This is a genomic window from Sphaerobacter thermophilus DSM 20745 (assembly GCF_000024985.1).
GTDB classification, from domain to species: domain Bacteria; phylum Chloroflexota; class Chloroflexia; order Thermomicrobiales; family Thermomicrobiaceae; genus Sphaerobacter; species Sphaerobacter thermophilus.
This window is the reverse complement of the sequence record NC_013523.1, coordinates 1,885,330-1,909,949: the sequence shown is the minus strand read 5'-3', so window position 1 is coordinate 1,909,949 and position 24,620 is coordinate 1,885,330. Positions and strand designations below refer to the sequence as shown.

General features: G+C 69.1%; 20 protein-coding genes and 1 tRNA gene. 3 read left to right on the top strand and 18 right to left on the bottom strand.

The annotated features are described in order from the left end of the window. Nucleotides 1-127 precede the first annotated feature (127 nt). On the top strand, nucleotides 128-415 hold the full coding sequence (locus STHE_RS08765) for a glycosyltransferase 87 family protein (RefSeq protein WP_012872210.1): 288 nt from the start codon (nucleotides 128-130) through the stop codon (nucleotides 413-415). A 188-nt stretch (nucleotides 416-603) separates the two neighbouring features. On the opposite strand, the gene STHE_RS08760 is transcribed toward STHE_RS08765, so the two are convergent. The 8 genes from STHE_RS08760 to nadD form a co-directional block, all read right to left on the bottom strand. Further along, nucleotides 604-679: transfer RNA gene (locus STHE_RS08760), tRNA-Arg, on the bottom strand. Between the two features lie 166 nt (nucleotides 680-845). Further along, nucleotides 846-1,211, bottom strand: a complete 366-nt coding sequence (locus tag STHE_RS08755) for an antibiotic biosynthesis monooxygenase family protein (RefSeq protein ID WP_012872209.1) — start codon at nucleotides 1,209-1,211, stop codon at nucleotides 846-848. A gap of 259 nt (nucleotides 1,212-1,470) precedes the next feature. Then, nucleotides 1,471-2,847 carry an NAD(P)/FAD-dependent oxidoreductase gene (locus STHE_RS08750; protein WP_012872208.1) on the bottom strand — a complete coding sequence of 459 codons (1,377 nt, stop codon included), beginning with the start codon at nucleotides 2,845-2,847 and terminating at the stop codon, nucleotides 1,471-1,473. Continuing rightward, entirely contained in the window at nucleotides 2,844-3,794 is a 951-nt protein-coding gene (gene secF, locus STHE_RS08745; protein WP_012872207.1) for a protein translocase subunit SecF, read from the bottom strand. The genes STHE_RS08750 and secF overlap by 4 nt, the downstream gene beginning before the upstream one ends. Before the next feature lie 64 nt (nucleotides 3,795-3,858). Next, entirely contained in the window at nucleotides 3,859-5,328 is a 1,470-nt protein-coding gene (gene secD / locus STHE_RS08740) for a protein translocase subunit SecD (RefSeq protein WP_012872206.1), read from the bottom strand. 868 nt (nucleotides 5,329-6,196) lie between these two features. After that, nucleotides 6,197-7,129, bottom strand: coding sequence for a hypothetical protein (locus STHE_RS08735; RefSeq protein WP_012872205.1), 933 nt, complete (start codon nucleotides 7,127-7,129; stop codon nucleotides 6,197-6,199). 349 nt (nucleotides 7,130-7,478) lie between these two features. After that, the gene (locus tag STHE_RS08730; RefSeq protein WP_012870543.1) at nucleotides 7,479-8,402 is read right to left on the bottom strand and encodes an IS982 family transposase; all 924 of its coding nucleotides are present in this window, start codon (nucleotides 8,400-8,402) and stop codon (nucleotides 7,479-7,481) included. A 433-nt stretch (nucleotides 8,403-8,835) separates the two neighbouring features. Beyond that, nucleotides 8,836-9,453 (bottom strand): nicotinate-nucleotide adenylyltransferase, encoded by a 618-nt coding sequence (gene nadD / locus STHE_RS08725; RefSeq protein WP_012872204.1) that lies wholly within the window; start codon nucleotides 9,451-9,453, stop codon nucleotides 8,836-8,838. Nucleotides 9,454-9,621: 168 nt separating this feature from the next. Between nadD and STHE_RS08720 the strand changes: the two genes are divergently transcribed. Next, the gene (locus STHE_RS08720) at nucleotides 9,622-10,536 is read left to right on the top strand and encodes a hypothetical protein (protein ID WP_012872203.1); all 915 of its coding nucleotides are present in this window, start codon (nucleotides 9,622-9,624) and stop codon (nucleotides 10,534-10,536) included. A 7-nt stretch (nucleotides 10,537-10,543) separates the two neighbouring features. Here STHE_RS08720 and gyrA read toward each other — a convergent pair whose 3' ends face one another. Then, the gene (gyrA, locus tag STHE_RS08715) at nucleotides 10,544-13,054 is read right to left on the bottom strand and encodes a DNA gyrase subunit A (RefSeq protein WP_012872202.1); all 2,511 of its coding nucleotides are present in this window, start codon (nucleotides 13,052-13,054) and stop codon (nucleotides 10,544-10,546) included. Nucleotides 13,055-13,487: 433 nt separating this feature from the next. Further along, nucleotides 13,488-14,771: an acetyl-CoA hydrolase/transferase family protein gene (locus tag STHE_RS08710; protein ID WP_012872201.1), complete on the bottom strand. Its 1,284-nt coding sequence runs from the start codon at nucleotides 14,769-14,771 to the stop codon at nucleotides 13,488-13,490. A 155-nt stretch (nucleotides 14,772-14,926) separates the two neighbouring features. On the opposite strand from STHE_RS08710, the gene STHE_RS08705 reads away from it, so the two are divergent. Continuing rightward, on the top strand, nucleotides 14,927-16,501 hold the full coding sequence (locus STHE_RS08705; protein ID WP_041399869.1) for a DNA repair helicase XPB: 1,575 nt from the start codon (nucleotides 14,927-14,929) through the stop codon (nucleotides 16,499-16,501). On the opposite strand, the gene STHE_RS17955 is transcribed toward STHE_RS08705, so the two are convergent. The 8 genes from STHE_RS17955 to fabZ form a co-directional block, all read right to left on the bottom strand. After that, nucleotides 16,462-17,415: a lysophospholipid acyltransferase family protein gene (locus tag STHE_RS17955; protein ID WP_012872199.1), complete on the bottom strand. Its 954-nt coding sequence runs from the start codon at nucleotides 17,413-17,415 to the stop codon at nucleotides 16,462-16,464. The genes STHE_RS08705 and STHE_RS17955 overlap by 40 nt on opposite strands. A gap of 21 nt (nucleotides 17,416-17,436) precedes the next feature. After that, nucleotides 17,437-18,066, bottom strand: coding sequence for a hypothetical protein (locus STHE_RS08695; RefSeq protein ID WP_012872198.1), 630 nt, complete (start codon nucleotides 18,064-18,066; stop codon nucleotides 17,437-17,439). 141 nt (nucleotides 18,067-18,207) lie between these two features. Beyond that, on the bottom strand, nucleotides 18,208-19,335 hold the full coding sequence (locus STHE_RS08690) for an inositol-3-phosphate synthase (RefSeq protein ID WP_012872197.1): 1,128 nt from the start codon (nucleotides 19,333-19,335) through the stop codon (nucleotides 18,208-18,210). Between the two features lie 106 nt (nucleotides 19,336-19,441). Continuing rightward, entirely contained in the window at nucleotides 19,442-20,605 is a 1,164-nt protein-coding gene (locus STHE_RS08685) for a glycosyltransferase family 9 protein (RefSeq protein ID WP_012872196.1), read from the bottom strand. Then, entirely contained in the window at nucleotides 20,592-21,731 is a 1,140-nt protein-coding gene (locus STHE_RS08680) for a glycosyltransferase family 4 protein (protein ID WP_012872195.1), read from the bottom strand. The genes STHE_RS08685 and STHE_RS08680 overlap by 14 nt, the downstream gene beginning before the upstream one ends. Further along, nucleotides 21,724-22,863 carry a glycosyltransferase family 9 protein gene (locus tag STHE_RS08675; RefSeq protein ID WP_012872194.1) on the bottom strand — a complete coding sequence of 380 codons (1,140 nt, stop codon included), beginning with the start codon at nucleotides 22,861-22,863 and terminating at the stop codon, nucleotides 21,724-21,726. The genes STHE_RS08680 and STHE_RS08675 overlap by 8 nt, the downstream gene beginning before the upstream one ends. Then, entirely contained in the window at nucleotides 22,860-24,005 is a 1,146-nt protein-coding gene (gene waaF, locus STHE_RS08670; RefSeq protein WP_012872193.1) for a lipopolysaccharide heptosyltransferase II, read from the bottom strand. The genes STHE_RS08675 and waaF overlap by 4 nt, the downstream gene beginning before the upstream one ends. Next, a complete protein-coding gene (gene fabZ / locus STHE_RS08665) occupies nucleotides 23,986-24,426 on the bottom strand; it encodes a 3-hydroxyacyl-ACP dehydratase FabZ (RefSeq protein ID WP_012872192.1) in 441 nt (146 codons plus the stop codon). Before fabZ ends, waaF begins: the two co-directional genes overlap by 20 nt. Between the last annotated feature and the right edge of the window lie 194 nt (nucleotides 24,427-24,620).

Genomic DNA, 24,620 nt, shown 5'->3' with positions numbered 1-24,620 from the left:
GCGTTGAGACCGGGCGTCGCACCGCCCGAGAGGAGGGCTGCCACGTATATCAGGTATGCTTGGTAGCCGTGCGCCCGGTGGATGGGCAGCCGGGCTCTAGCCGTGCGGGAGCGGGTAGGCGAGGCGCATGGATCACGGGCACTCAGGGAGTGACGACGGGCCGGGAGCAGGAGCTTTCATCGCGATCCTGGTGGGCTTCAAGCTCTGGACACTGCTGCTGATCCTGCTGGTCGCCACGTCGTGGGGCACAGTGGGTTTCCTGGCTGCTACCCACGTCCTGTGGATCATGGTGGGCATGGTGGCACTCTGGGGACCCGCGCTCCTGTGGTACCGGCTCATTCGGATGCGCCGTCGCCGGCGAGAGTTGCAGCGAGCCGAGTGGGAAGTCGAGGACACCCAGCGGACTCGGCACTAGTCCACGCCGCGGAGTCGAAGGATCTCCCTGCTGTGGGGTGGGTCCGAAGCGAGATCCTTCGCTCCGCTCAGGATGACATCGAGGCAAGGGCGGATTCGGATTCGAGACAAAGGGGTCGCGACCGGAGGACGCCTGGAACGCAACAGCCCGAGGGTATTGACCCTCGGGCTGTTCGTCTCCTCATCGGGTGGTACGCCCGGCAGGATTCGAACCTGCGGCCTTTTGCTCCGGAGGCAAACGCTCTATCCACTGAGCTACGGGCGCCTGCCAATGCAGCAGTGAGTATACCACGGCGGGCGCCTGGGCGGCAATCGGCCGCGTACGGCGCCCGCTGGTCGTCGGGGGCGTCGCCCCACATGTACGGTCATTGCTCGCCGCGGCGGGTCGGGGGGAATCAATCCCTGATCCTCCGCGACTGCATGGCTCGCCCCTACTCAGGGGATGCCGGCTCGGTGCCCATCATCCCGCTGGCGTCGTCCCACGTGGGCATGGTGGAGCCATGCGAGGCGTAGATGATCTCGCCGTCTTCCCAAATCGGGTCCTCGGTGAGGTGCTGGCGAAAGCGGCGATAGAAGGCATCCTGCTCCGGGGAATCGGCGTTGGCCATATAGCTCTCGCGGTCCTCGAATATCGCGACCAGGATGTACTCCCCAGGGTGCTTCTCGGACTCGAGTATGTAGTCGGCGACGTACCCCTTCACCCGCTTGGCGTGTTCGCGGTCGAACTCGTGGCTCATGTCGAGGAGTGCCTGGATCCCACCCGGCTTCGGCCGGATGCGGGCGACTGTCCCGAACATGCTGCGCCTCCCTCGTGCGATTGGGGCGCCCGTGATGCGCCCCACGAAACCGCTCCCAGGAACTGACGCGGTGGCCGGTGAGGAGCATCATTCCCGCCGGCCGGCAGGTGCTCGCGAGGGTTTCCGTGCGACGGCCCACCGCATCGCGCCGGCCGCCGCGCGTGCCGCTCCGCGTTCCGACGGGCACAGTGTATAGCGACAGGCTAATTATCGCGATGATTCTGACAGGACCGTCAGGGGATGGAAGTCGGCGTTTGGATCAAGAGCCGCCGGCAGGGGCGGGGGAACCGGGGCGCAGGAGGCCGGAGCGGAGATCCTGCTCGACGAGGTCGGCGACCACATTGCCGATGCGGACGCTGTAGTTGGTGCCGCGGTCCTCCGGGTAGATCTGGGCCGTGTTGGCCAGGTAGAGGCCGGGCAACGGTGTGCGGTGCTCCGGGATACGGGCGGAGTAGTTCTTGGTGATGATCGGCTGGGCCGCGTACTCGCGGAAGACCCAGTATTGCTCGACCCAGTCGGGGCTGAACGCGGGGTTGATCCGCTGCAGGTAGGGGACGTACTCCGCGAAGAGCTGGTCGTCGGGCGTGGTGAGGTACGGGTGGTCGTGCTCGACGTACTTGCTCACGTAGATGAAGTGGCGCCCCTGGTAGTGCTCGGGTCCGATGAAGTTGGTGTGCTCGATGATGCCGGTAAAGGGGACCGAGGGGTCCCCGATGTTCAGCCAGTAAATATGCGACAGCGAACGGGTGGTCTGGAGCAGCATGGTGACCGCTGCCTGGTAGACGGCGCCCGTCAGCTTGGCCTTGTAGTCCTCCGGTAGGTCGGGGAAGAGCTTGGCCAGGATCGGCGACGGGACGGTCGCCACGATCACGTCGCAGGTGACCTCCTCGCCCTCGCTCGTCCGCACCAGCCACTCGTTGCCGCGGCGCTCCAGCCGGTCGGTGCCGACGCCGACCTTGATCGTCGCCCCCTGCTCGGCGATGACCTCCGCAAGTCGGTCGATCAAGGTGTTGAAGCTGCCCCGGATGTAGCCCAGCTTCTCCTTAGCCAGGAGCGAGGGGCGGGACTGGGTGCGGAGGTAGATCTTGTTCCAGAACCAGACCATCGCCACCTGATCGTACCGGGGGCCGAACTTGGCCCGAAGCTGCGCGCCCCACACCCGGTCGAACGCGCGCTGGCCGACGGCACGCCGCAGCCATTCGGCGGCGGTCACCTGCTCGAAGTGGCGCCAGTTGCGCAGCTTCTGCAGGTACAGGGTCGTGAATCCGATGCGCAGCCGGTCGATCAGCGGGACGCACCCCAGGCGGAGCAGGTCGAAGGCGCCGGAGAGCGGGTAGATCTTCCCGTCGGCGAAGAATCCCACTGGGGATGGCAGCCAGATGAGGTCGTCGCCGATGCCGATCTCGTTCATGAGCTGCACGATATCGTGATCGCTCATGAAGAGGTGGTGGTAGAAGTACTCAATCGCGGTATCGAGCACCGGGAAGGCAGCCGCCTGCCCGCCGAGGCGTGGCCCGCGCTCCCAGAGGGTGACCTGGTGGCCGCGCTGGGCGAAGCGGTAGGCCGCGGTCAGGCCGGCGATGCCGCCGCCGATCACACCGACGCGGAGGCGGGGCGGACCGGCGGCCGGGGTCATGGCCGCGACCCTTTCCCGGCCGGAACGCTCTGCCGCCCCTGACCGCGCAGCCGCGCGAAGAAGCGCTGGATCTCGCCGTTCTCCCAGGCGACCACGATCTGGCTGGCGTTGAAGATCGACGAGTAGGTGCCGGCAATGATCCCGACGAGCAGCACGAGCACGAAGGTCTTGGTGGTCTCCCCGCCGAAGAGATAGAGCGCGGCGAGAGGCAGGATCGTGGTGATCGAGGTGTTCAGCGACCGGACCAGAGTCTGCACCACGCTGTAGTTGACCGTCTCCTCGAAGGTCTCGCCCACCTTGTGCGCCAGGTTCTCGCGGATCCGGTCGAACACGACGATGGTGTCGTGGACGGAGAAGCCGATGACAGTCAGCACGGCCGTGATGAAGAGGGCATCGACCTCGACACCCCGCAGCCAGCCGAGGATCGAGACCAGACCAAGCAGGATGGCGACATCGTGCAGCATGGCGATGATCGCGGCGGTGCCGTAGAGGAACGGATTCTGGGTGTTGCGGAAGGCGAACGCGATGTAGAGCAAGATCCCGATGGACGCCAGGGCTACCGCGATGATGGCCCGGTTGCGGATCTCCGTGCCGAGCGTGGGGCCGACCGACTCCAGGCGCAACTCGGTCACCTGCCCGAACTCGTCCTGCAGGGCGGTGAGCAACTGGTTCTTTGCCTCGGAGCCCTCCTGGATCTCCTTGGTGCGGATCAGGACGACGTTGTCCTCCGAAGTCTGCACCATGGAGCCGTCGTAGCCGTTGGCGGCGAGCACCCGCTGAACCTCGCCCGGCTGCACCGTGCGGCTCATCTGGAGCTCCCACAGGGTGCCGCCCGTAAAGTCGATGCTCACGCGCAGGCCGTTGACGGCCAGCGAGACCAGCCCCGGCAGGATCACCAGCACCGAGAGCAGGAACCACCAGTAGCGCTTACCAACGATATCGATCATGGGCAACTGCATCCTCGCCGTGCCCCGGTGCGCCCAGGGGCATCGATCGGGCCGCTGGTGCTCATCATCGGCTGGCCGCCCGCCCGGCCGGCGGGATGGGCGCCGACTCGACCCCGAACCACCATTCGTTGTGGAAGAACCCACGGGTCAGCATGACGCGCAGCAGGGTGCGGGTGACGGTAATGGCGCTGAACATGCTGACCGCCACCCCGATGAAGAGCGTGAGGGCGAATCCCTGGATGATGCTGGCGCCCGTATACCGCCCGAACCAGTACAGGATCACGCAGGTGATCATCGTCGAGACGTTCGAGTCGCGGATCGACGGCCAGGCGTGGTCGAAACCGGCCTCGATGGCGCGCCGCACCGGGTTACCCCGGCGCAACTCCTCTTTCATGCGCGAGAAGATCAGTACATTGGCGTCGACCGCCATCCCGATCGACAAGATGAACCCCGCGATGCCGGCCAGCGTCAGCACGACCGGGATCAACTTGAAAAGGGCGAAGACGATCGCGCTGTAGACCATCAGGGCGACGACCGAGAGGACGCCCGGCACGCGGTAGAAGAGGATCATGAAGAGGGCGACGAGCGCCAGTCCCACCGCGCCGGCCACGATGCTCTTGTCGATCGAGTCCTGACCCAGGGTCGGGCCGACGGTGCGGCTCTGCACCACTTCCAGCGGCACGGCCAGCGCGCCCGACTTGAGCTGCAGCGCCAGCGCGTTGACCTCGGCGGCCGGCATCCCCTGGATCACCCCCGAGTCTCGGATGGGGTTCCGGATCTCGGCAGTGCTGATGACCCGCTTGTCGACCACGATCGACATCGGCTGGCCGATGTGGGTGCTGGTGAAGTCGTAGAACTTCTGCGCGGCCTCGGGCTTCAGCTCGAAGCCGACGACCAGGACGCCGGTCTGGGGGTCGGTGGTCGGGTAGGCGTCCTTCAGGTCCGCCCCGGTGACGATCGTCTCGTAGACTGGACCACTCGGCTCCGGCGTGGCTTCGGCCTCGGTCCCGGCCGCGCCGTCGGCGCCGGGGGTGGCTTCCGGCGTTGCACTCGGCGTGGCGCTGGGCGTCGCTGCCGGGCTGCCCGTGCCGACCGAGTCCGCCGGCCCCAGCGTCGTGTTAACCAGCATGCCCTCGGGGAGGTACTGCCCGTTGGGGTTGATGATCTCCAGGAGCGCCGTCTCCTTGAGGATATTGACGGCGGCTTCGGGGTCCTCGATGCCGGGCAACTCGACCACGATCTGGTCGTCACCCCGGGTCTGGATCAGCGGCTCGCTCACGCCGAGCGCGTTGACGCGGCGCTCGATCGTGTCACGGGTGCCGAGGAGTGCGTCGCGGCTGACCGACTGCCCGGCCGGCGGCTGGGCCTGGAGGATCACTTGCAGGCCGCCCTGGAGGTCGAGCCCCTGATGGACGGAGATGCGGTCGCCCTTCCAGTTGAAGGGGTCGAGTACCCCGTCGGGGAGGTCAACCCAGACCGCGCCCAGCGTGAGCAGGACGATGAGGATCAACGCGAAACCCGGTTTGATCCGCACGGTGAAAACTCCTCGTGGCTGGGCACCGCGGTCCGGCCCCGGCATTCCATGCATTCATAAGTGAGCCCGCCGGACCGGCGGGCGCTTCGCATTATAGACCTCGCCTGCCAGTGTGTCAAAAGGCTCAAAAACCCCGCGTCACTCCGGTGTGTGGCCAGCAGCGGCACGGGGATCGGTCCTGCCAGCGCGCCAGCTGCCCGGGGGTGATGGAGTTTGACGAATTAATCCTGCATACCGGCCGCGCCGTCTCCCGACCGCGTCCGCCGGCTCGGGCAGTTGCCGACCGTTGCCGCGATGGGTGGTGGAAAGACCCCGTGCCGTGGTCGGTGCCCGGGGCTAAAGCCATCGGGCTGATAGCTTGGTAAGCCCACTGAAGGGGCTGCGATGGCGACACGCAGGCAGAGCCGATCCGGCCTCCCACCGGGCCCAGCGTCCCTAGCCCCTTCAGTGGGCTTTTCATTGTCAGCCCGGTGGCTTTAGCCCCGGGCACGCGCCGCCCGGCGGACACCCAAATCATTCATCACACTCCATGACCCCCGGGCTCACAACGAAAGCCCGCTGATGAACTTTGACGAATTACCCTGGTCTACCCGCCAGCAACCCGCTCCCGCGCGCATGTCATCCTGAGCGCCATGTCATCCTGAGCGCAGCGAAGGATCTCTCCGGTGCGTGGCCGCTCCCGCGCGAGATCCTTCGCTGCGCCGGGGGCGGCTGGCCGCCGCCCCCGGCGCAGCGAAGGATGACCGCGACCGAGCGCCGGGGTGGGCTCCGGTGGATCACGCTCATTCGTCAAACTCCATAAGCCGGCTGGGCACGACTCCTGGCGTAGATCGGGCCACGGAGCAAGCCGTCCCGGGCCTGGGGCAGCCTACGGCTCCTGCGTCTCGGCCGGGATCTCGGTGTAGCGCCAGTGGTAATAGTGCCGGCCGATGTTCCCCATCTCGACGCGCCACCCCTCGGGGTTGCTCGGGGTGTATGTCATGCACCGCCGCTCGAAACACTGCACCAACACGTCCGTCTCGACGCCCGCGACGCGTGCCCGCGTCCAATACGCCTCGGTCGTCGGATACCCCGTTGCATAGAACGGGTTCGGGAAGAGCGGGCCGGACACCAGCTCACCATCGTACCGATACGTGACGCCATCCTGGGTCATCCACTCCCAGAACACCGAGGCGACCGTGTGATTCGTCGGCGCCCCCACGTCCAACGCCGTCACGCCATACTGCGCGAACCGCTGATCCGCCCCGACGTTGCCGTGCGCGTCGATCGTCTGGATGATCGTCCACCCCGCCGGGATCGGCTGGTAGCCCATCACCTTGCCCATCGCGGCATAGCTGGGGGTGATGTCCCCGCTGTCAGGGTCGCCCGCCACCGGCGCCGCCGAGGGGGTGTGCGGCTCGAACGTGTCATGCCCCAACTGCAACCGCCCGGTCATCAGTTCGGTCGCCAAGAGACCGGTCGTGATCCGCCACAGATCCTCATCGGGGTGCGGGCGCCCCGCCGCGCCAGGCCAATACTCCATGCGGGCCTTGTCGTAGTACTCCACGCGCCGCTCGCCTGTCCCCCTACCAGGCCATACCTGCCCCTCGACATAGGGCTCGGTGTCCGGATCCTCAAGAATCGGCGTGCCCCAGACCCACGACCGTTTCACGTCTCCCCGGGCAACCGGCCGGTCCCAATAGTACCACCACTCACCAAACGCGATGTCGGCATCTGACAGTCCTGCCGACACCGGGGCCACCGCCTGCGCGACCAGCGCCGCCCCGATCATGGCCGCGCCGAGGATGCGTCTCAGCCTCACGCTCTCCCTCCTTCTCGGTCACCAGTCTACTCTAGCGGCGAGGTGAGACAGCTCGCCGCGCCCGCGAGCCGAACCGCCTGGTTCGCGGGCGCGCTCAGTGTCGGAGGAGAAGGTTCCCTGAAAGTTCTCGTCATCACGGACCACCCGGTAGGGTATCCACCGGTCGGCGCGTGCCCGGGGCTAAAGCCGCCGGGCTAGGAAGCGAAGCCCACTGAAGGGGCTGGGGAATCAGCGCCCAGTTGGTTGCCGGATCGGATTCGCCCGTGCGTGGCCATCGTAGCCCCTTCAGTGGGCTTACCCAATGTCAGCCCGGCGGCTTTAACGCTTGGTGTGAGTTAGGGCGCCGTGGCTACCAGGTGATCAGGTTCGCCACGGCCAGCAGCGGCCGCCCCTGCTGCCGATTCAGCCAGCAACAGAGGTTGTGCAGCGCCACCTTGGCCGCCAGTCGCGCCTGGAAGCCCGCCAGGGTGTGCGGGCGCTCCCGCTCGAGGCCGAAGGTGTGCAGCAGTCGTCCAACGACCGTCTCCACGATCTGGCGATGGCGGGCCACCCAGCGGCGGACCGCCTTGGGCCAGCGCCGCCGACTGCCCCGCTGCGGGGTGGCCACCAGCGTCACGCCATAGGTGGCCGCCAGGTGCGCCTTGTAGTCCTCGCCGGCAAAGCCACTGTCGGCCAGATAGGTCGCCACCGGCGTGCCGACACTGGGCAGGCGGGGATCGGGGTGGGCCCGACAGGCAATCAGGGTCTCGGCGAGGGACCGCTCATTGGTGCTGGCCGGGGCCACGCCCCAGCCGGTGATCGCCCCCTCCAGGCTGACGGCGGTCAGCACGCGGAAGCCGGCAAACCAGCCCAGGCGCAAGCTGAAGCCGATGTTGGCCTCGCCGGCCAGCCAGCCCCGCCCGCGGCGCTTGGCGTTGCGCACCGGAGCCGGCGCCACATCGAGCACATCCACCGCCACTGGCCCCCGGCCAAGTTGGTCTGCCAGGTAGAGGGCGAACTGGGCCAGGGCGACCTGATGCCGCCGCAGCAGCCGGTTGTATTGGCTGCGGTGGGGCAGGGTCGGGAAGTAGGGGCGCAGGTGGCGCTCGGCGTAGCGGTAGAAGTCCTGCTCACTGGAGAACCTCATCCACTGCCCGAAGATGGCCAGGGTCAAGACCTCGCTGCGGCTCAGGGCCGGCGCGGGGCCGGGGCGGTGGGGCTCCGGGGGCAGGTGGGTCTGGCAGAAGGTGTCGACCAGGACATAGACTGTAATCAGGAAGGTGTCCACATCCATCGGGTGCTCCTTTCGTGGGAGACGGATACGAGCTATCTCCCGTATGGAAGTGGGCACCTTCCTGTGTCAAGAGGGCACAGCATGCCCCGGCTAACTCACACCAAGCGTTTTAGCCCCGGGCACGTGCCGACCACGTACACCCATACAACCGGGTACGAAACAATCCCCTGCGCGCGGCTCGTGCCGCGCCATACCAAAGCGGCGGCTCTGGCCGCCGCACTCCAAAGCCGGCTTGAGCCGGCTTTCGTTGTCAGCCCGGGGCTTGAGCCCCGGGCACGGGCCCCGCGCAGAAACGTTCGCGCCACCCACCTTCGGGTCAGACCACGACGTGGGATCTTCTCACCACCTGTCCAGGATCCACGTCGCCACCCACGTTTGCCACCCCACCCCCGCGAATGACTCCGACGGAGAGCCAGCACTCGCCAGTGATGCGCTACCTGTCCTTATACAGCCCTCGGCGGAGGATGTACTGCTCGACCTCGCGGGGGACCTGGTAGGTGATGGGGAGGCCGTCGTGGACGCGCTGGCGGATGACGCGGGAGGCGATCTGGATCAGCGGCACGTCGACGAGGGTGATGCGGCCCGCGGCCTCGGGGACGCGTGACACGATGGCGTCGATGTCCACGGTGACGCCGGGGCGTAGGGCGACGCCGAGGAGAGCCTGACGTGCGATGCGGTTGGGGTCGTGCCAGTTGGGGAAGTCCCGCAGCGAGTCCTGGCCCATCAGGAAGTAGAGCGTGTGGCAGGGGTACTCTTGGGTCAAGATCTCGAGGCTGTCGGCGGTGTAGGACAGGCCGCCGCGCTGGAGGTCGACGTAGGAGACGCCGAAGTGCGGGTTCCCGGCGATGGCCATCTCGACCATCAGGGCGCGGTCCTCGTCCGGGCTGATGTGGCGGTCGGTCTTGTGGGGAGGGCGCGCGGCCGGGAGGAAGAGGATGCGCTCCAGCCCGAGGCGGACGCGGAGTTCCTCCGCGATGATGAGGTGACCCAGGTGGATCGGGTCGAACGTGCCGCCGAAGACCCCGAGCCGTGCGCTCTGGCGCCTGGCCATGTCCGTTCTAATCCTCCCTACTCCTCCCACGACGCGCCGGCCCCGTGGCGGCATACGCATATCGTAGCATTTCGCGGGCACGCTGCCTCGGGACGCGACGGCCAGGACGCGGGGCCGCCCGAGGTGCGTGTTATACTCGCCCGCTGAGGGTCTCGGGGAGGGAGTGTATTGGAGCGCTGGGAGCCATCGACCAGCACACAGGAGAGAGCGCGCGTCGCGCCGCCGCGCGTGGTGCGGCCCGCTGGGGATCGCCGGGCCGTCTGGGCGAATGCCATCCTCGCCGCCGGCGGCCGCGCGGGGATCGGCCTCGCGCTGATCGGCAGCCGCGTCGTGCCCCTGCCGGCGCTGGTCCAGGCCGGGCTGTCGGTCGTCGTGCTCCTGGCTCTGCTCCTGGGGACCTTCCGTGCGTGGCGGACGGGTTGGCCCGCGTGGGGCACCGTCTGGCTGATGGACTTCGCGACCCTGACCCTGCTGACACCGGTCCTGGTCTGGAACGGATTCGTCGCGTCCGGCCCGGCGCGCATGATGGCCGCCGAGCGGCGGGCGTACCTGGAGACCATACTGGCCGCGTTCGTGCTGCTGGTGCTTCTCGGCGGGGTGGCGGGCTGGATCGGGGGCCGCCGGGTGGGGTTGGCCGGGATCCTGTTGCTCCCGGCGGTGCTCCAGGCGCCGGCGCTGGTTCCCGCGCTGACCGATTACCGGGATGCGACGGTCTTCGTCGCACTGGCCGGGGTGTATCTGCTGTCCGCGCTGGCGACTGGCGCCGCCTGGCTGGCGCCGTCGGTGTGGCGTCTCTGGCTCGCGCCGCTGGCGGCGGTGGTCTACCTGATCGTGCTGCTCTTAGGGCCAGGGCTGGGCGCGCTGACGCAGCGCCCGGCGCCGGTGAGCGGCTTTCACCCGCTGCTGATCGCGTTCGGCCTGGTGCTGGTGGCGGCGGCGCCTCTCTTCGGGGTCCGGGGTCGACCGGCGGTGTCTGGCCCGCGACCGCACTGGCCGCGGCGCGCGCGGGCACGCCGACGCCCGGCGGTTGAAGAGCGGAGCGACGTGGCGGAGGTCGGGCCGACGTCGGAGCGCTGGCGCTAGGCGCGGGCTATTCGCCCGCCGCTTCGTCGCGGGCTGCGCCGGCCGTCTCGGATGTGTCGGCGGAGGCTTCCTCCAGGTCCGCCATCTCGGCGTCTTCCGGCGTGCGGATGACCGTCACCGAGGCGACCTGGTCCTGCTCCTGCAGGCGCATGATGCTCACGCCCTGGGTCATGCGGCCGATGCGCGAGATCTGCTCGGCCGGCACCCGGATGACCATTCCCCGCAAGCTGACGAGCATGATGGAGTCGGTGTCCGTGACGACGCGGGCCGCGGCCACCGGGCCGTTGCGCTCGGTGATCTTCATCGCGGTGACGCCCTGACCGCCCCGGCCCTGGACGCGGAACTCCGAGAGGGCGGTCCGCTTGCCGTAGCCGTTGGCTGAGACCACGAGGAGGTCCTGATCCGGCTGCACCACCTCGGCGGCAATGACGCGGTCGCCCGGCTCCATGCGGATGCCGATCACCCCGGCGGCGGGGCGGCCCATCGGACGGACATCCGTCTCCTTGAAGCGGATCGCCTGCCCCTGCTCGGTGACCAGGATCAGCTCGTCGTTCCCAGAGGTGAGCCGCACCCAGGCAAGCTCATCGCCCTCCTCCAGGCCGATGGCGATCAGGCCGGAAGAGCGGACGGAGGCGAACTGGTCGAGGCGGGTGCGCTTGACCCGGCCGTTGCGGGTGCACATGAAGAGGTACCGAGCCGACGCGAAGTCGCGCACCGGCAGCAGGGCTGTGATCGTCTCCCCCGGTTCGATGCCAATCAGGTTGATGACCGGGATGCCGCGGGCGGTGCGCCCGGAGTCGGGCAACTCCCAGACCTTGAGCTGGAAGACACGGCCGCGGTCGGTGAAGAAGAGGAGGCTGTCGTGGGTGCGGGCGGCGACGATGCGGTGGACGCCGTCCTCCTCGCGCAGGGTCATCCCGGTCACGCCGCGGCCGCCGCGGTGCTGCTGGCGGTAGGTGCCGTCGGCGATCCGCTTGACGTAACCGCGGTTGGTGATCATGACCAGGACGCTGACGTCGGGGATGAGGTCCTCGTCGGTGATCTCGCCCGATACGTCCTGGATCAGCGTGCGGCGCTCGTCGCCGAACTTGTCGCGGAGTTGGACCAACTCTTCCCGGATCACCGCCAGGATCTTTGCCGGGTCGGCCAGCAACTCCTCCAGCCCGGCGATCTCCTTGAGCAAATCGCGGTACTCGTTCTCGATCTTGTGCCGCTCCAGCGCGGCCAGGCGGCGCAGTTGCATGTCGAGGATGGCGTTGGCCTGGACCTCGGTGAAGCCGAAGCGATTGATGAGGTTGGTCCGCGCGCTCTCGATCGTCTGCGACTGCCGGATGGTCTGGATCACCTCGTCGAGGTGGTCGAGCGCGATCTTGAGCCCTTCGAGGATGTGCGCACGGCGGCGGGCGCGGCCCAGCTCATGCTCGGTGCGCCGGCGGACGACCTCCTGCCGGTGGTCGAGGTAGAGCTGCAGCAGCCGACGCAGAGTGAGCACGCGCGGCTGCGTGCCGTCCACCAGAGCGAGCATGTTGACCCCGAAGGTCTGCTGGAGCTGGGTGTGCTTGAAGAGCGCGTTGAGGACGCGCTGAGGCTGCGCATCACGCTTCAGCTCGATAACCATGCGCATGCCCGTACGGTCGGACTCGTCGCGTAGGTCGTGGATGCCCTCGATCCGGCCCGCCTTCACGAGTTCCGCGATCTTCTCCAGCAGCGCGGCCTTGTTCACCTGGTAGGGCAGCTCGGTCACGATGATCTGGTAGCGGTTGCCGCGCGGCATCTCCTCGATGTGGGTCCGGGCGCGGATGACGACTCGCCCCTTACCGGTGGCGTAGGCGGCGCGGATGCCTTCCCGGCCGAGGATGACCCCGCCGGTCGGGAAGTCCGGTCCCTGGATGACCTCGAGCAAGTCATCGCTGGTCGCCTCGGGGTTGTCGATCAGCATGATGAGGCCGTCGCAGACCTCGGCGAGATTGTGCGGCGGGATGTTGGTCGCCATGCCGACGGCGATGCCGGCGGCACCGTTGACCAGCAGGTTGGGCAGCTTGGCAGGGAGGACGACCGGTTCCTGCGCCTCGCCGTCGTAGTTCGGCTTGAAGTCGACGGTGTTCTTGTCGATGTCCTGGAGCATCTCCTCGGAGATGGCTGCCAGCTTGGCCTCGGTGTAGCGCATGGCGGCCGCGCTGTCGCCGTCGACCGAGCCGAAGTTGCCTTGCCCCTCGACCAGGGGGTAGCGCAGGGAGAAGGGCTGCACCATGCGGACCAGCGCGTCGTAGACGGCGCTGTCGCTGTGGGGGTGATAGAGCTTCAGGACCTCCCCGACGATACCGGCACTCTTGCGGAAGCGGGACTGTGGGCGCAGGCCCATCTCGTGCATGGCGTAGAGGATGCGCCGCTGGACCGGTTTGAGGCCGTCGCGGACGTCGGGCAGCGCTCGCTGCACGATTACGCTCATGGCGTAATCGAGATACGAGCGACGCATCTCCACGTCGATGTCAATCTGCCGCACGGTTCCGATATCCACGGGTGGTCGGCCTCCCTGGGGTCACTCGGAGCAAGCTAGTTTCCGCCACAAGTCTACCATTTTCGTACCCCTGAGCGCCGGACCGGCATCCCCGTGCGGGAGGGATTGGCGGAAACGGGGCCGTCGTCATGCCAAATGCGGGGGATCGCTTGTCTTGGTGTCAGCCTGCGCAGAGGGAAGGATCTCCGGTGAGTGCTTCGGCCCCAGCACGAGATCCTTCGCTTCGCTCCGGATGACACGGAACATGCTTGCCCGCGGCCGGTTTGGGGCGAGCTGATCTCAGCGGAGCACGGGCGTCCTCGCTTGACCCGGTGGGAGCGGCCCTCACCCCGCCCATCTCCCAACATTGAGAGAGGGGAGCGACACACGAGCAACGCGCGAGGCTCCGTGCTACGCCCGCGCTCGTGAGGCGTCGGCGAGGGCGGCCGACGACTTACTCAGACACCGCGAACAGGCGCCGGGCGACGGCCGCCGCGCGGAGGTCCGGGCGGAAGTCCGGGTGCGCGATGCTGATGAGCAACTCGGCCCGTTCGCGCAGGGTGCGCCCACGCAGGTTCACCGCGCCGTACTCGGTCACGACCCACTGCACATGCCCGCGGGTGGTGACGACCCCGGCGCCGGGGTCGAGCCGGGGCACGATGCGGGAGATGGTGCCGCCCTTGGCCGTGGAGGGAAGCGCGATGATGGCCTTCCCGCCGGGGGAGCGCAGCGCGCCCTGCACGAAGTCCATCTGCCCGCCGATGCCGCTGTACATCTGCTCGCCGATGGAGTCGGCACAGACCTGACCGGTCAGGTCGATCTGGATGGCGGAGTTGATCGCCACCATCTTCGACTGCTGCCGGATCTCCCTGGGATCGTTGACGATGTCGCTGGGGTGGAATTCGACGAAGGGGTTGCCATCGACGAAGGAGAACAGCCGGTCTGTCCCGACGGCGAAGGACGTGACGACGCGGCCGCGAAAGCGCGACTTGGCGCGGTTGGTGATCACGCCCGCCTCGATAAGGTCGATCAGGCCGTCGGTGAACATCTCCGTATGGACGCCCAGATCCTCGTGATGGCGCAGTGCGGCCAGGACGGCGTTCGGGATCGTGCCGATGCCCATCTGAAGAGTGGCGCCGTTGGGGACCAGCGCCGCGACGTGCTCGCCGATCGCCTGCTCGATCGGGCCGAAGGGCCGGATCGGGTGGGATGGGAGCGGGCGGTCCACCTCTACGGCGGCAGTAATGCGGCTCACGTGGACGGCGGAGTTGCCGAGCGTGCGCGGCACCCGGGGGTTGAACTCGGCGATGACGATGCGGGCGTGGTCGACCGCGGCGCGGGCGCAGGCCACCGAGGCACCCAGCCGGCAGAAGCCGTGCCGGTCGGGCGGGGAGACCTGGATGAAGGCGACGTCGATCGGGAGCGTGCCGTCGGCGATCAGAGCAGGGATCTCGGAGAGGAAAACGGGAGTGTAGTCGGCGCGGCCTTCGTTGACGGCGGCCCGGACGTTGGCGCCGATGAAGAAGGCATTGTGGCGCAGGTGGCCCTCCATCTCGGGCGCCACATAGGGAGCCGGCGCTTCGGTGTGCAGGTGGACGATCTCGACGTCGCGCAGCTCCGGGGCGCGCTCAACCAGGGCGTCGAGGAGAGTGGTTGGGACCATCGCCGCTTCATGGACGTAGACCCTGTTGCCGGGTTCGACCAGCTCGACGGCTGCTGCCGCGTCCATGATCCGCATTGAAACTCCTCTCTCGCAACGCGTCTGGCCCACCCTGCCAGCGTACCGGCCTGGCTGTGTATTATCTCGCGTGCGGCCGGGTGTACGTGCACCTGCATGCCGAGCTCGAGTCGATCCGATGCCGGTGAGGGGGCGGGGTGCGAAGCGACCGCTGCTTGATCTTTCAACGGGACCGGACGGTGCTGGTGTCGACCGGCGCCGCCACCTACCCCGAGGCTCGGGACGGTATTCGCCAGTTCGCAGAACTCGTACACGCGGCGGGGGCGTACCACACCTACCGCATCACTGAGCTGGCGCTCTGGTCAGCCGCGGCCGGTGGGCTGACGGCTGAGGAGATCATCGCGTTCCTGGAGCGGTATGGCGAGCATCCTCCGCCGCTCACCCTGGTCGCCTTCATCCAGGAGGTCATCGGACGCTACGGGCTGCTGCGGCTGACCGGCCCACTGGGGGGGCTGCGGCTGACGGGGCCCGACCGAGGGCTTCTGGCGCGCGTGGCTGATGCGCACGGGCTGGCGTGGGACGGCGACGCGCTGGTGGTGCCGGACTCCCAGCGGGGCGCGATCAAGCGTGCGCTGGCCGATGAGGGCTACCCGGTCGTAGACGAGGCGGTGCTGGCAGCCTCGGCGCCGGTGGCGTTCGCGCTCCGACCGGACGTCCGGCTCCGTCCCTACCAGGCCGAGGCGGTGCGGCGCTTTGTTGAGCGGGCAGTGACCGGCGGGGTGGTGCTACTGCCCTGCGGTGCGGGCAAGACGGTCGTCGGCGTGGCGATCGCCGCGGTGCTCCAGTCGGCCACGCTGATCGTGACACCCAGCCGGACGATTGGAGAGCAGTGGCAGCGTCACCTGCGGGAGATGACGACCCTACCTCCGGATTCGGTCGGAGAGTACGTCCCCGGGCGGGAGCCTCCTCCGGTGACGGTGGTCACCTACCAGCGCCTGACTGCTCGCGCAAACGGGCGACAGGCCACGCTGGGCGCCCTGCTCGACTGGCCGTGGGGGCTGGTCATCTACGACGAGGTCCATGCCCTGCCCGCCGAGATCTTCCGGCAGAGCGCCAGCCTCCAGTCGCGGCGGCGACTGGGGCTGACGGCGACACTGGTGCGGGAGGACGGACGGGAGCGCGACGTCTTTTCACTGGTCGGGCCGACGGTCTTCTCTGTGCCGTGGCGCGACTTGGAGCGCCGCGGGTGGATCTCCCCGGTCGATTGTGTCGAGGTGCGCGTTCGGCCTCCGGCTACGGGCGCGGCCAGCGCGGATCGCATCCTCGCGGCCAAGCTGCGGGTGGTGCGGCGTCTGGCGCGGCGGCATGCGGGTGAGCCGACGCTGGTGGTGGCGCACCGGTTGATCGAGGTGGCCGCCGCAGCGCGTGCCCTGGGTGTGCCCATGGTGACCGGCCAGACCCCGGCAGCGGAGCGACGGGCGCTGTACGACGCGTTTCGGCGTGGCGAGATCCGCTGCCTGGCGCTGTCGCGCGTGGCGAACGTCGGGGTGGACCTGCCCGATGCCGCCGTGCTGATCCAGATCTCCGGTGCGTTCGGGTCGCGGCAGGAAGAGGCCCAGCGGCTGGGGCGGCTGCTGCGGCCGAAGGAGTCCGGGCGGCGGGCGGTGTTCTACTCGCTGGTCGTGCCCGGGACGCGCGAGGTCGAGTTCGCGGCCCGCCGTCAGCGCTTCCTGGTCGACCAGGGGTATCGCTATCGCGTGGTGGACGCTGAAGGCTCGGCCGGTTCCTGACGCCCGCGGGTCCTGCGGCGTGGCGCTCGTGGCGCGCCCTCGTCCGCGGGCGTGGTGGTGTCCCAGACAGGCTGGAGCACGGCCCACTGGCCCGGATCGCGTCTGATCATCCGCTCCAGTGCCTCGGCCATCCGGATCATGTTCACTCGCAGGTCGACATCCCAGTCGCCGGTGTCGACCATCTCGATCGCCGGCTCGACGAAGGCAAGCGACCGCCGGCTGCCCTTGCGTACCGTGCCGGCCGGGATGAGCGCCGCGCCGGTGCGCATGGCGAGGAGCACCGGGCCCGTCGGCAGGCGGGCCGGTTCGCCGAAGAGCGGCACCGGCATGCCGCTCCCGACCACGTCGCGGTCCCCGGCGAGGATGAGGATGCCGTTGCGACGCAGCAGGCGGATGATCGGCCGCAGGGATTCGGAGCCGGGCGGAATCACCTGAACCCCGAGGCTGGCCCGCAGCTCGTTGACATAGGTGTAGAGCTCCTCCGGATGCACCCGCTCGGCCACGACCGCGGTCGGGTAGCCGCGGGCCACCGGCAGACTGGGGACGACGTTGTAGTTACCGACATGGGCAGCCAGAATGATGACTCCGCGGCCACGCGTCAGCGCGGCCGTCAGGTGTTCGATGCCCTCGGTCTCGAACATCGCCAGCACGCGGTCGCGATCCATGTGGCCGAGGCGGATCAGGTCGTAATAGTTGGTGACGACACTGACGAAGACGCGCAGCGCCTGCCACCGGAGCCGGATCGGGCCGGCTGTGGGGAGAACCCGGCGCAGGTTACACAGCACGTTCCGGCGGGCGCGGACGTTGAGCCCACCGAGAATGACCCCGATGAACCAGCAGATCGTGTAGCCGATCGCGGCCGGGACATACGGCGTCAGGAAGGCGACGACCTGGAGCACGCGCAGGGTCCACATCGCGACCTCCACTCACCCCGACTAGCCCGGTGCAAACTCAGGCAGGCTCAACTCCGCGGGCGCATCCCACAGTGGACCAGGGCACGACCATTGTTCCACATGGGCGCGGATGGCGCGCTCGGCGGCGCCGAGGAGTGCCGCGTCGCGCTCACCAGGGGATACCTCGGGCCCGGGGATCGCATCCAGTCGGAGCAGGAGCGTGTCGCCGCCCGGCCGCAGCACGAGCGCGGCGAACCAGGCCGGGTAGTCCGGGGCCGACGCCTCCGGCAGGGCGAGTCGCGCCGGGGCGCGGAAAAACGGCACCATCCGGGTGGCCGCCGCGGCGGGCTGGTCGATGAAGTGCACCGGCTGGGGAGTGCCGTCCGATGCACTCAGGCCGAGGATGCGCGGCAGGAGCCACCAGGGACCGAGGTGGATGGACGCGATCGCGGAAGGCGTGGCCCGTTTGGCGAACGCGTCCAGTGGGGAGGTGGACAGCACGACGACGCGCTCGCGGAGGACGGGGTTGGGGAGGGCCGCGAGGGTAGCAGTTGCCCGGTGCAGGCGCCGCGCTTCGGCTACGCCGCGCTCGGCGACGTCGCGAACCATGGCACTGGTCGATGGTTCATGCAGCACGTACGAGAGGTTGAGGCGACGAGGCGCGAGGTCCACGGGCGGCCTCCGCTTTGTCCGATTTCGGAGGAACAGTGCAGCCGGCCGGGGCAATCCGGCCGGCTGCTTCGTCTTCGACAGACGACGTGTCAGGGGCAGCTCGACACTCGACAGTCGAGCGTCAGACCTTCCCCGCTGGGATCACCCCTGCTCGGCCGGGGTAGCGGCAGCCTCGGCAGCCTCGCGATGCGCGACGGTCTCGCGGATGAAGCTCTCAACCATCTCGCGGGCCTGGTCGTCGTGGTACTGGACGGGCGGCGACTTCATGAAGTAGGCCGACGGTCCGAGCAGCGCGCCGCTGATGCCGGTATCGAGCGCGAGCTTCGCGCAGCGGATGGCGTCGATCACGACGCCGGCCGAGTTCGGCGAGTCCCACACCTCGAGCTTTAGCTCGATGTTGAGCGGCACATCGCCAAAGGTCGTTCCCTCCATGCGGATGTGGCACCACTTGCGGTCCTGGAGCCACGGCACATAGTCGCTCGGGCCGACGTGCACGTTCTCCGGATCCACCGGGTAGTCGATCTGGCTGGTGACGGCGTTCGTCTTGGAGATCTTCTTTGACTCCAGCCGCTCGCGCTCCAGCATGTTGAGGAAGTCGGTGTTGCCGCCGAAGTTGAGCTGGTAGGTGCGGTCGATGCGGACACCGCGGTCGGCGAAGAGGCGGGTCAGCACGCGGTGGGTGATGGTCGCGCCGACCTGGCTCTTGATGTCGTCGCCGATGATCGGCAGACCCCGCTCGCGGAAGCGGTTCTGCCAGTACTCCTCGCGGGCGATGAAGACCGGGATGCAGTTGACGAAGGCGCAGCCGGCCTCCAGTACCTGCTCGACGTACCACTTGGTGGCCATCTCGGAGCCGACGGGCAGGAAGTTGACGACGACGTCGGTGCCGGTCTCCTTGAGGATGCCGACGATGTCGGCAGTGGAGCCTGGCGCCTTCTCAATGATCTGTGAGAGGTACTTGCCGAGGCCGTCGTGCGTCATGCCGCGGTGGACGGGGACGCCCAGGTGCGGCACATCGGAGAACTTATAGGTGTTGTTGGGCGACGTGAAGATTGCCTCGGAGAGGTCCTTGCCCACCTTGTTCTTGTCGATGTCGATCGCGGCGCTGAACTCGATGTCCCCGACGTGGTAGCCGCCGAGATCAACGTGCATCAGGCCGGGCACAAAGTCGTTCGGGTCAGCGTGGCGGTAGTACTCGACCCCCTGAACCAGGGATGACGCGCAGTTCCCCACGCCGATGATCGCGACACGGATCTTTCTGCTACTCACTTGTGCCGGGTCCTCCACTCCTTGCCGCCGCGCCCGCCGCCCAGCGCTTCCGATGCAGGCGACTCCCTGCGCGCGCGGCCGACAGTCAGCGCGCATGATCGCGATTCTACGGTAGCTTCTCGGGTGCGTCAATTACGCCCGAGTTGCGGAGCATGTGCAGCGCCGCCTCGACGACCTCGGTTGCGGCAACCCAGTCGAGGCAGGTCCGTAGCGTGCACCCCTGCCGCTGCCCGAGAGTGTAGCCCGTGTAGAGGCACGGCGCACACGGGATGGGCGCTCGCACAACCAGTGCCCCGGCATCGGGGAAGGGACGAGTTCCCACGTAGTGGAGGGCCGCACCCATGGGGCGCCAGGCGTCGTGGTTCGATGGGCCGAAGATGGCCAGTGTCGGGCGCCGGAGCGCGGCCGTGAGATGCGCCACGCCACTGTCCGCACCGATGACCAGGGCAGCGCGTGCCAGCACCGCCGCCAGCTCCGCGATCGTGGTCCGCCCGAGCAGGTTGACAACCCCGTCTTCCGCCAACAGTGGTCCGGCGCCGGCCGCCTCGTCCCGTGTGCCGACCGCTACGATCGGCAAACCGGTGCTAGCGCGGAGATCGCGCGCGACGGCAGCGAAGCGGTCGGCCGGCCAGGCACGGGCCTGGCTATACGACCCGACGCCCGGGTGGACGACGATGAACGGCTCCGCGATGCCAGCTTGCCCGAGGAGGCGGTCGGCCGCCGCCCGGGCGCTATCCGGGACCGCGAGGTTCGCGCGGGCGCCGTCGGTGGGCACCCCGAGCGCGGCGACGATGTCCAGGCCGTACTCCCACTCTGTCCGTCCGCCGAATCCCAGGTCGGTCGCCCGGTGGGTGAGGAACGTCCCTCGCCCGTTGTCCAGCCCGGCGACGACCGGAGCGCCGGTCGCCCGCGCCAGGGCGCGGAACTTCAGCGCACCGAAGCCGGTTGTCAGGTGGTGGAGCAACACGACTGCGTCGTAGCGCTGCGCGCGCAGGTGTGCGGCCAGCCGTGCCATTGTGACGAGCCGCCCGGGGTGTGCCAGGTCGGTGGGCCGATCGAAGAGCGCCTTGGGGAAACCGATGGTACGGTCGACCGCGGGGCACAGGGCGAGCACCGCCCGGGCAGCAGGCGTGGTCAGCGCGTCGATGCGGGCCGTGGGGAAGGCGCGGCGCAGCGCGTCGATGGCCGGCGTCGCCAGCACGGCGTCGCCCAGGTCGGCGAGTTTGACGACCAGGATGCGGCGCGGTGCAACCACGTCAGCGACGGCCATGGCTCCCCCCGGTGACGGCGACGGCCTCCTCGATCACTGCCAGCGTGGCGCGACCGGCATCGTCCCAGCGGAAGCGTGCGGCGTGGGCGCGTCCCGCCGCGACCCGGCGCTCCCGCTCGGCAGGGTCGAGCGCGCGAGCCAGCCCGGCGGCGATGGCGTCCGTGTCGAGCGGGTCGACGACGATCGCCGCGTCGCCGCCGACCTCCGGCAGCGCCCCGCGGTTCGAAATCACCACCGGTGCGCCGCAGGCCATGGCCTCGAGGACCGGCAGGCCGAAGCCCTCGTAGAGCGACGGGAGCGCCAGGGCCTCGCAGCCCGTGTAGAGCGCCGGGAGCGCGGCGTCGGGCACGTGGCCGGGCAGGTCGATGCGGCTGCGGTTCGGGCTGCGGGCGAGCGCGGCGTCGATCTCCTCCGCCAGCCACCCACGCTTCCCCGCCAGCACCAGACGCAGATCCGGGTGTTCGGCCGCCAGCCGGTCGAAAGCCGCGATGAGCCGGGCAAGATTCTTCCGCGGTTGCAGCGTGCCGACATAGAGCAGATAGGGGCGGCGCAGTCCCAGATTGGCAAGCCAGCGGTCGACTTCGTCCGGCGGGCGCGGTGTAAACGTCTCGTCGATGCCGTGCGGGATGACGCCAATCTTCTCCGCCGGCACGTGGTAGTGCCGGATGAGGTCGTCGCGCGTGGCGCGAGAGATCGCGATGACACGGGCGGCGACGCGGGCGCTCCAGCGGGTGGACCAGTCCAGGTAGCGTCGCGCCGAGGGCGTGTGTGCATCGGCTTCGTACAGGTAGCCGAGGTCATGGATGGTGACCACGCTGGCGCGCGGGTGTACCGGCGGGATGACGTGCGCCGGGACGAAGAGCGCGTCCACCCGGTGCCGCGCCAACTCGGCTGAGAGCCGCAGGTGTGTCCAGAGACGCGGGAAGGGAATCAGGCGCTGCTCGGTCCCGGCGGGAACGCGCAGCGGAATCGGCTCGGTCGCGTTGCGGTACAGCCGGTAGCGGTGGTGCGGCCCGGCGGCCGTCAGCGCCTCGATGATGTGGCGCGAGTACCGCTCGGTGCCGGTTTGGCGCTCGCTGACGCGGCTGGCGTCGATCCCGATCGTCAACGGCCGCGACTCAGCCATCGGCCAGCACCTCTCGCGCGGCTGCCAGGACCGCGTCCGCGGTGATCGCCACCATGCACCCCGCGCCCTCGGGCCGCTCCGGCGAGAGGTCGCCACAGCGGGAGCAGCACCATCCGGCGCTCACCACGCGGTGGCGCGCCGGATTACCCCAGGGGCCGAACTGTGCGGCGGAACTCGGGCCAAAGAGGTGGACCGTCGGTGTCCCGGCGGCGACGGCGAGGTGCATTGGTCCGCAATCCACCCCGACCGCCAAGCGTGCACCCTGCAGTACGGCGGTGAGCGTCGGGAGGTCGGTCTGCCCGGCGAGGGAGGCGGCCGGCGCCTGGATACGTGCCCGGATCTGGTCGATCATCGCCGCCTCGCTCATGCTCCCGGTAAGGACCACCATACAACCAAGCTCGCGCGCAAGTGTCGTGGCGACGGTCGCCCAGCGGTCCGGGAGCCAGTGCTTGACGCGTGCTCCGGCGCCGGGGATGACGGCCAGATACGACCCGGCGATCCCCGCCCCGGCGAGCGTAATGGCAGCCGACTCGCTCGCTACCGATGGCAGGCGTAGCGGCGCGGTGGCCGGCGTGACCGGCTCGTCCGGTGGGGTGCCACCGAGGATGCGGGCGGTCGCGTCGAGCAGGGCGGCGTTGCGCTGGACCCAGTGCGGCTCACGCAGCGGGATGGCGTGGGTCAAATAGCGCCTCACTGCCGGGTGGTCGGCCCCGATGCGCAGCGGAACCCCGGCGCGCTGGGCCAGGAGTGCACCCCACCAGTGGTCGTCGCGTAGAACCACGACCGCCGCGGGCGCCCGCTCGCGGATCAGCGCGGCCCACTGCTGGAGCAGCCGATACGGCTGCAGGCGGCTTAAGGGGCGGCGCGTGAAGCCGGGGAACGGCAGCGTGAGCACCTTGTCGATGTCGGGGTTGCCTGCCAGCACCGGTGCGGCCCAGGGGCCCACGACCGCAGTGATGGTGGCCTCCGGCAGCGCCTTCCGTAGGCGGCGCAGTGCCGGGGTGACGAAGAGCAGATCCCCCAGGTGGTCCGGCCGCAGCAGCAATATCTCATAGGAACGCGGCACGGCCGGCGTCACTGGCGCGCGCGAGGCGATCGCCAGGCCGGCATCGCGCAGGCGATGGAGGATCATGCGGCCCCCTTGCCCGCCGCGCCCAGCACCTCAAGGCAGGCTGCGGCGACCATGTCGACCGTGACCGATTCGACCGAGGGGCCGTCCCCGCGCTCGTGGCGAAGATCGATCACTGCACCCTTCCAGCTCTCGGGCGGTGCGCATACTCGCGCGTGTGGACCGAGCGGGCGGTAGCGGCCGGGGTTGGTGGGTCCGAAGATCGTCACCGTAGGGGTACCCACCGCCGCTGCCAGGTGGCTGGTACCGCTATCGTTGCCGACGTAGAGCGCAGCCCGCTCGGCGACCGCAGCCAACTCGTCAAGCGTCAGCCGCCCGCAGAGGTTCACCACGGGTGCCTGGGTCCGGCGGACAACCGCCGCGACCACCGCGCGGTCGGAGCTGGCCCCGGCCAGGATCACGCGCGCCCCGGCCTCCCCCGCGAGCCGGTCCGCGAGAGCGGCGAAGCGCTCGGGCGGCCAGCGCTTGGCGGGCATGGCGGTCCCCGGGTTCACCGCGCCGCCGGGGTGGATGACGACCGTGGGAGGCGCGTCATCCGGAATGATCACCGCGGCGGAGCGCCGGGCTTCGGCGGAGGGGTGGTACTCCGGCTCGGTCCCTGCGGGCGGCACACCGATCGCCGCCAGTACGGCAAGGTACGCCTCCGTCTCGTGCAGAGCAGGGTCGGGCGTGACCGGATGGGTCAGGCCGATGCCGCGACCGGCGCTGTCGATCCCAGCGCGGACCGGGATGCCCGAGCGCCAGAGGAGCACGTTGACGAGCGGCGAGGGATCGAGCCCGATTCCCAGGTCGTAGCCCGTGCGGCGCAGTGTGCGGGCGAGGAAGTGGAGTCCCACCATCGGGAGGCGATTCGGGTACGGGATGATGCGCGCTACATGTGGGTTCCCCGCGAGCGCGGGCGCCGACCAGTCGGTGGTGACGACGTCGATCTCCGCACCCGGGTAGTGTGTGGCAAGCGCGCGGAGCGCAGGCGTGGCCATCAGCACGTCACCAAGGCAACAGGGTTTGACCACCAGGATGCGCGGCGCGGTGCCGGGCTCGGGTGGTTCCGGGATGTGCCGGGGACGCGCCAACCGCCCCGCCAGGCGTGCCCCGGCGCCGACGGCGTGCTCGCGCAGCCGGTGACTACGTGCCCGTGGGCGCATCGACCACCGCGAACATCAACTCGCCGCGGGCCGCGAGTTCGCCGTCGACCGTGGCGACGGCGGTGCCGGTGCCGACCCCGCGGCGCATCTTGCCCATCTCAACCTCAAGGCGCAGCGTGTCGCCCGGGACGACCTGCCGCTTGAAGCGCACGTTGTCGATCCCGGCGAAGAGGGCCATCTTGCCGCGGAACTCCTCGCTGCCGAGCAGCGCCACGGCCCCCACCTGCGCCAGGGCTTCGATGATCAGCACACCGGGCATGACCGGGTAGCCGGGGAAGTGTCCCTGGAAGAACGGTTCCCCCATGCTGACATTCTTGATCCCGACCGCGCGTCGGCCCCACTCGACCTCGATGATGCGATCGACGAGCAGGAACGGGAACCGGTGGGGGATGATCTCCTGGATCTGCTGTGCGTTCAGCACGCCGCGCTCCTCTGCCTTGCCGATAGGGTAGCGGTCCTCCGGTGGACGGTCTCGGGCACCCGCCGGGCGCTACCGAGACATGTGGGTCCAGTCACCAGGTCGGCGGTCCGGCCGATGCGCGAAAGCGCACTCAGCGGCCGGTCCGTCGCCGGCGCACCGGAACCCGTGTCTGCGCGGATCGTACGAACGCGCGC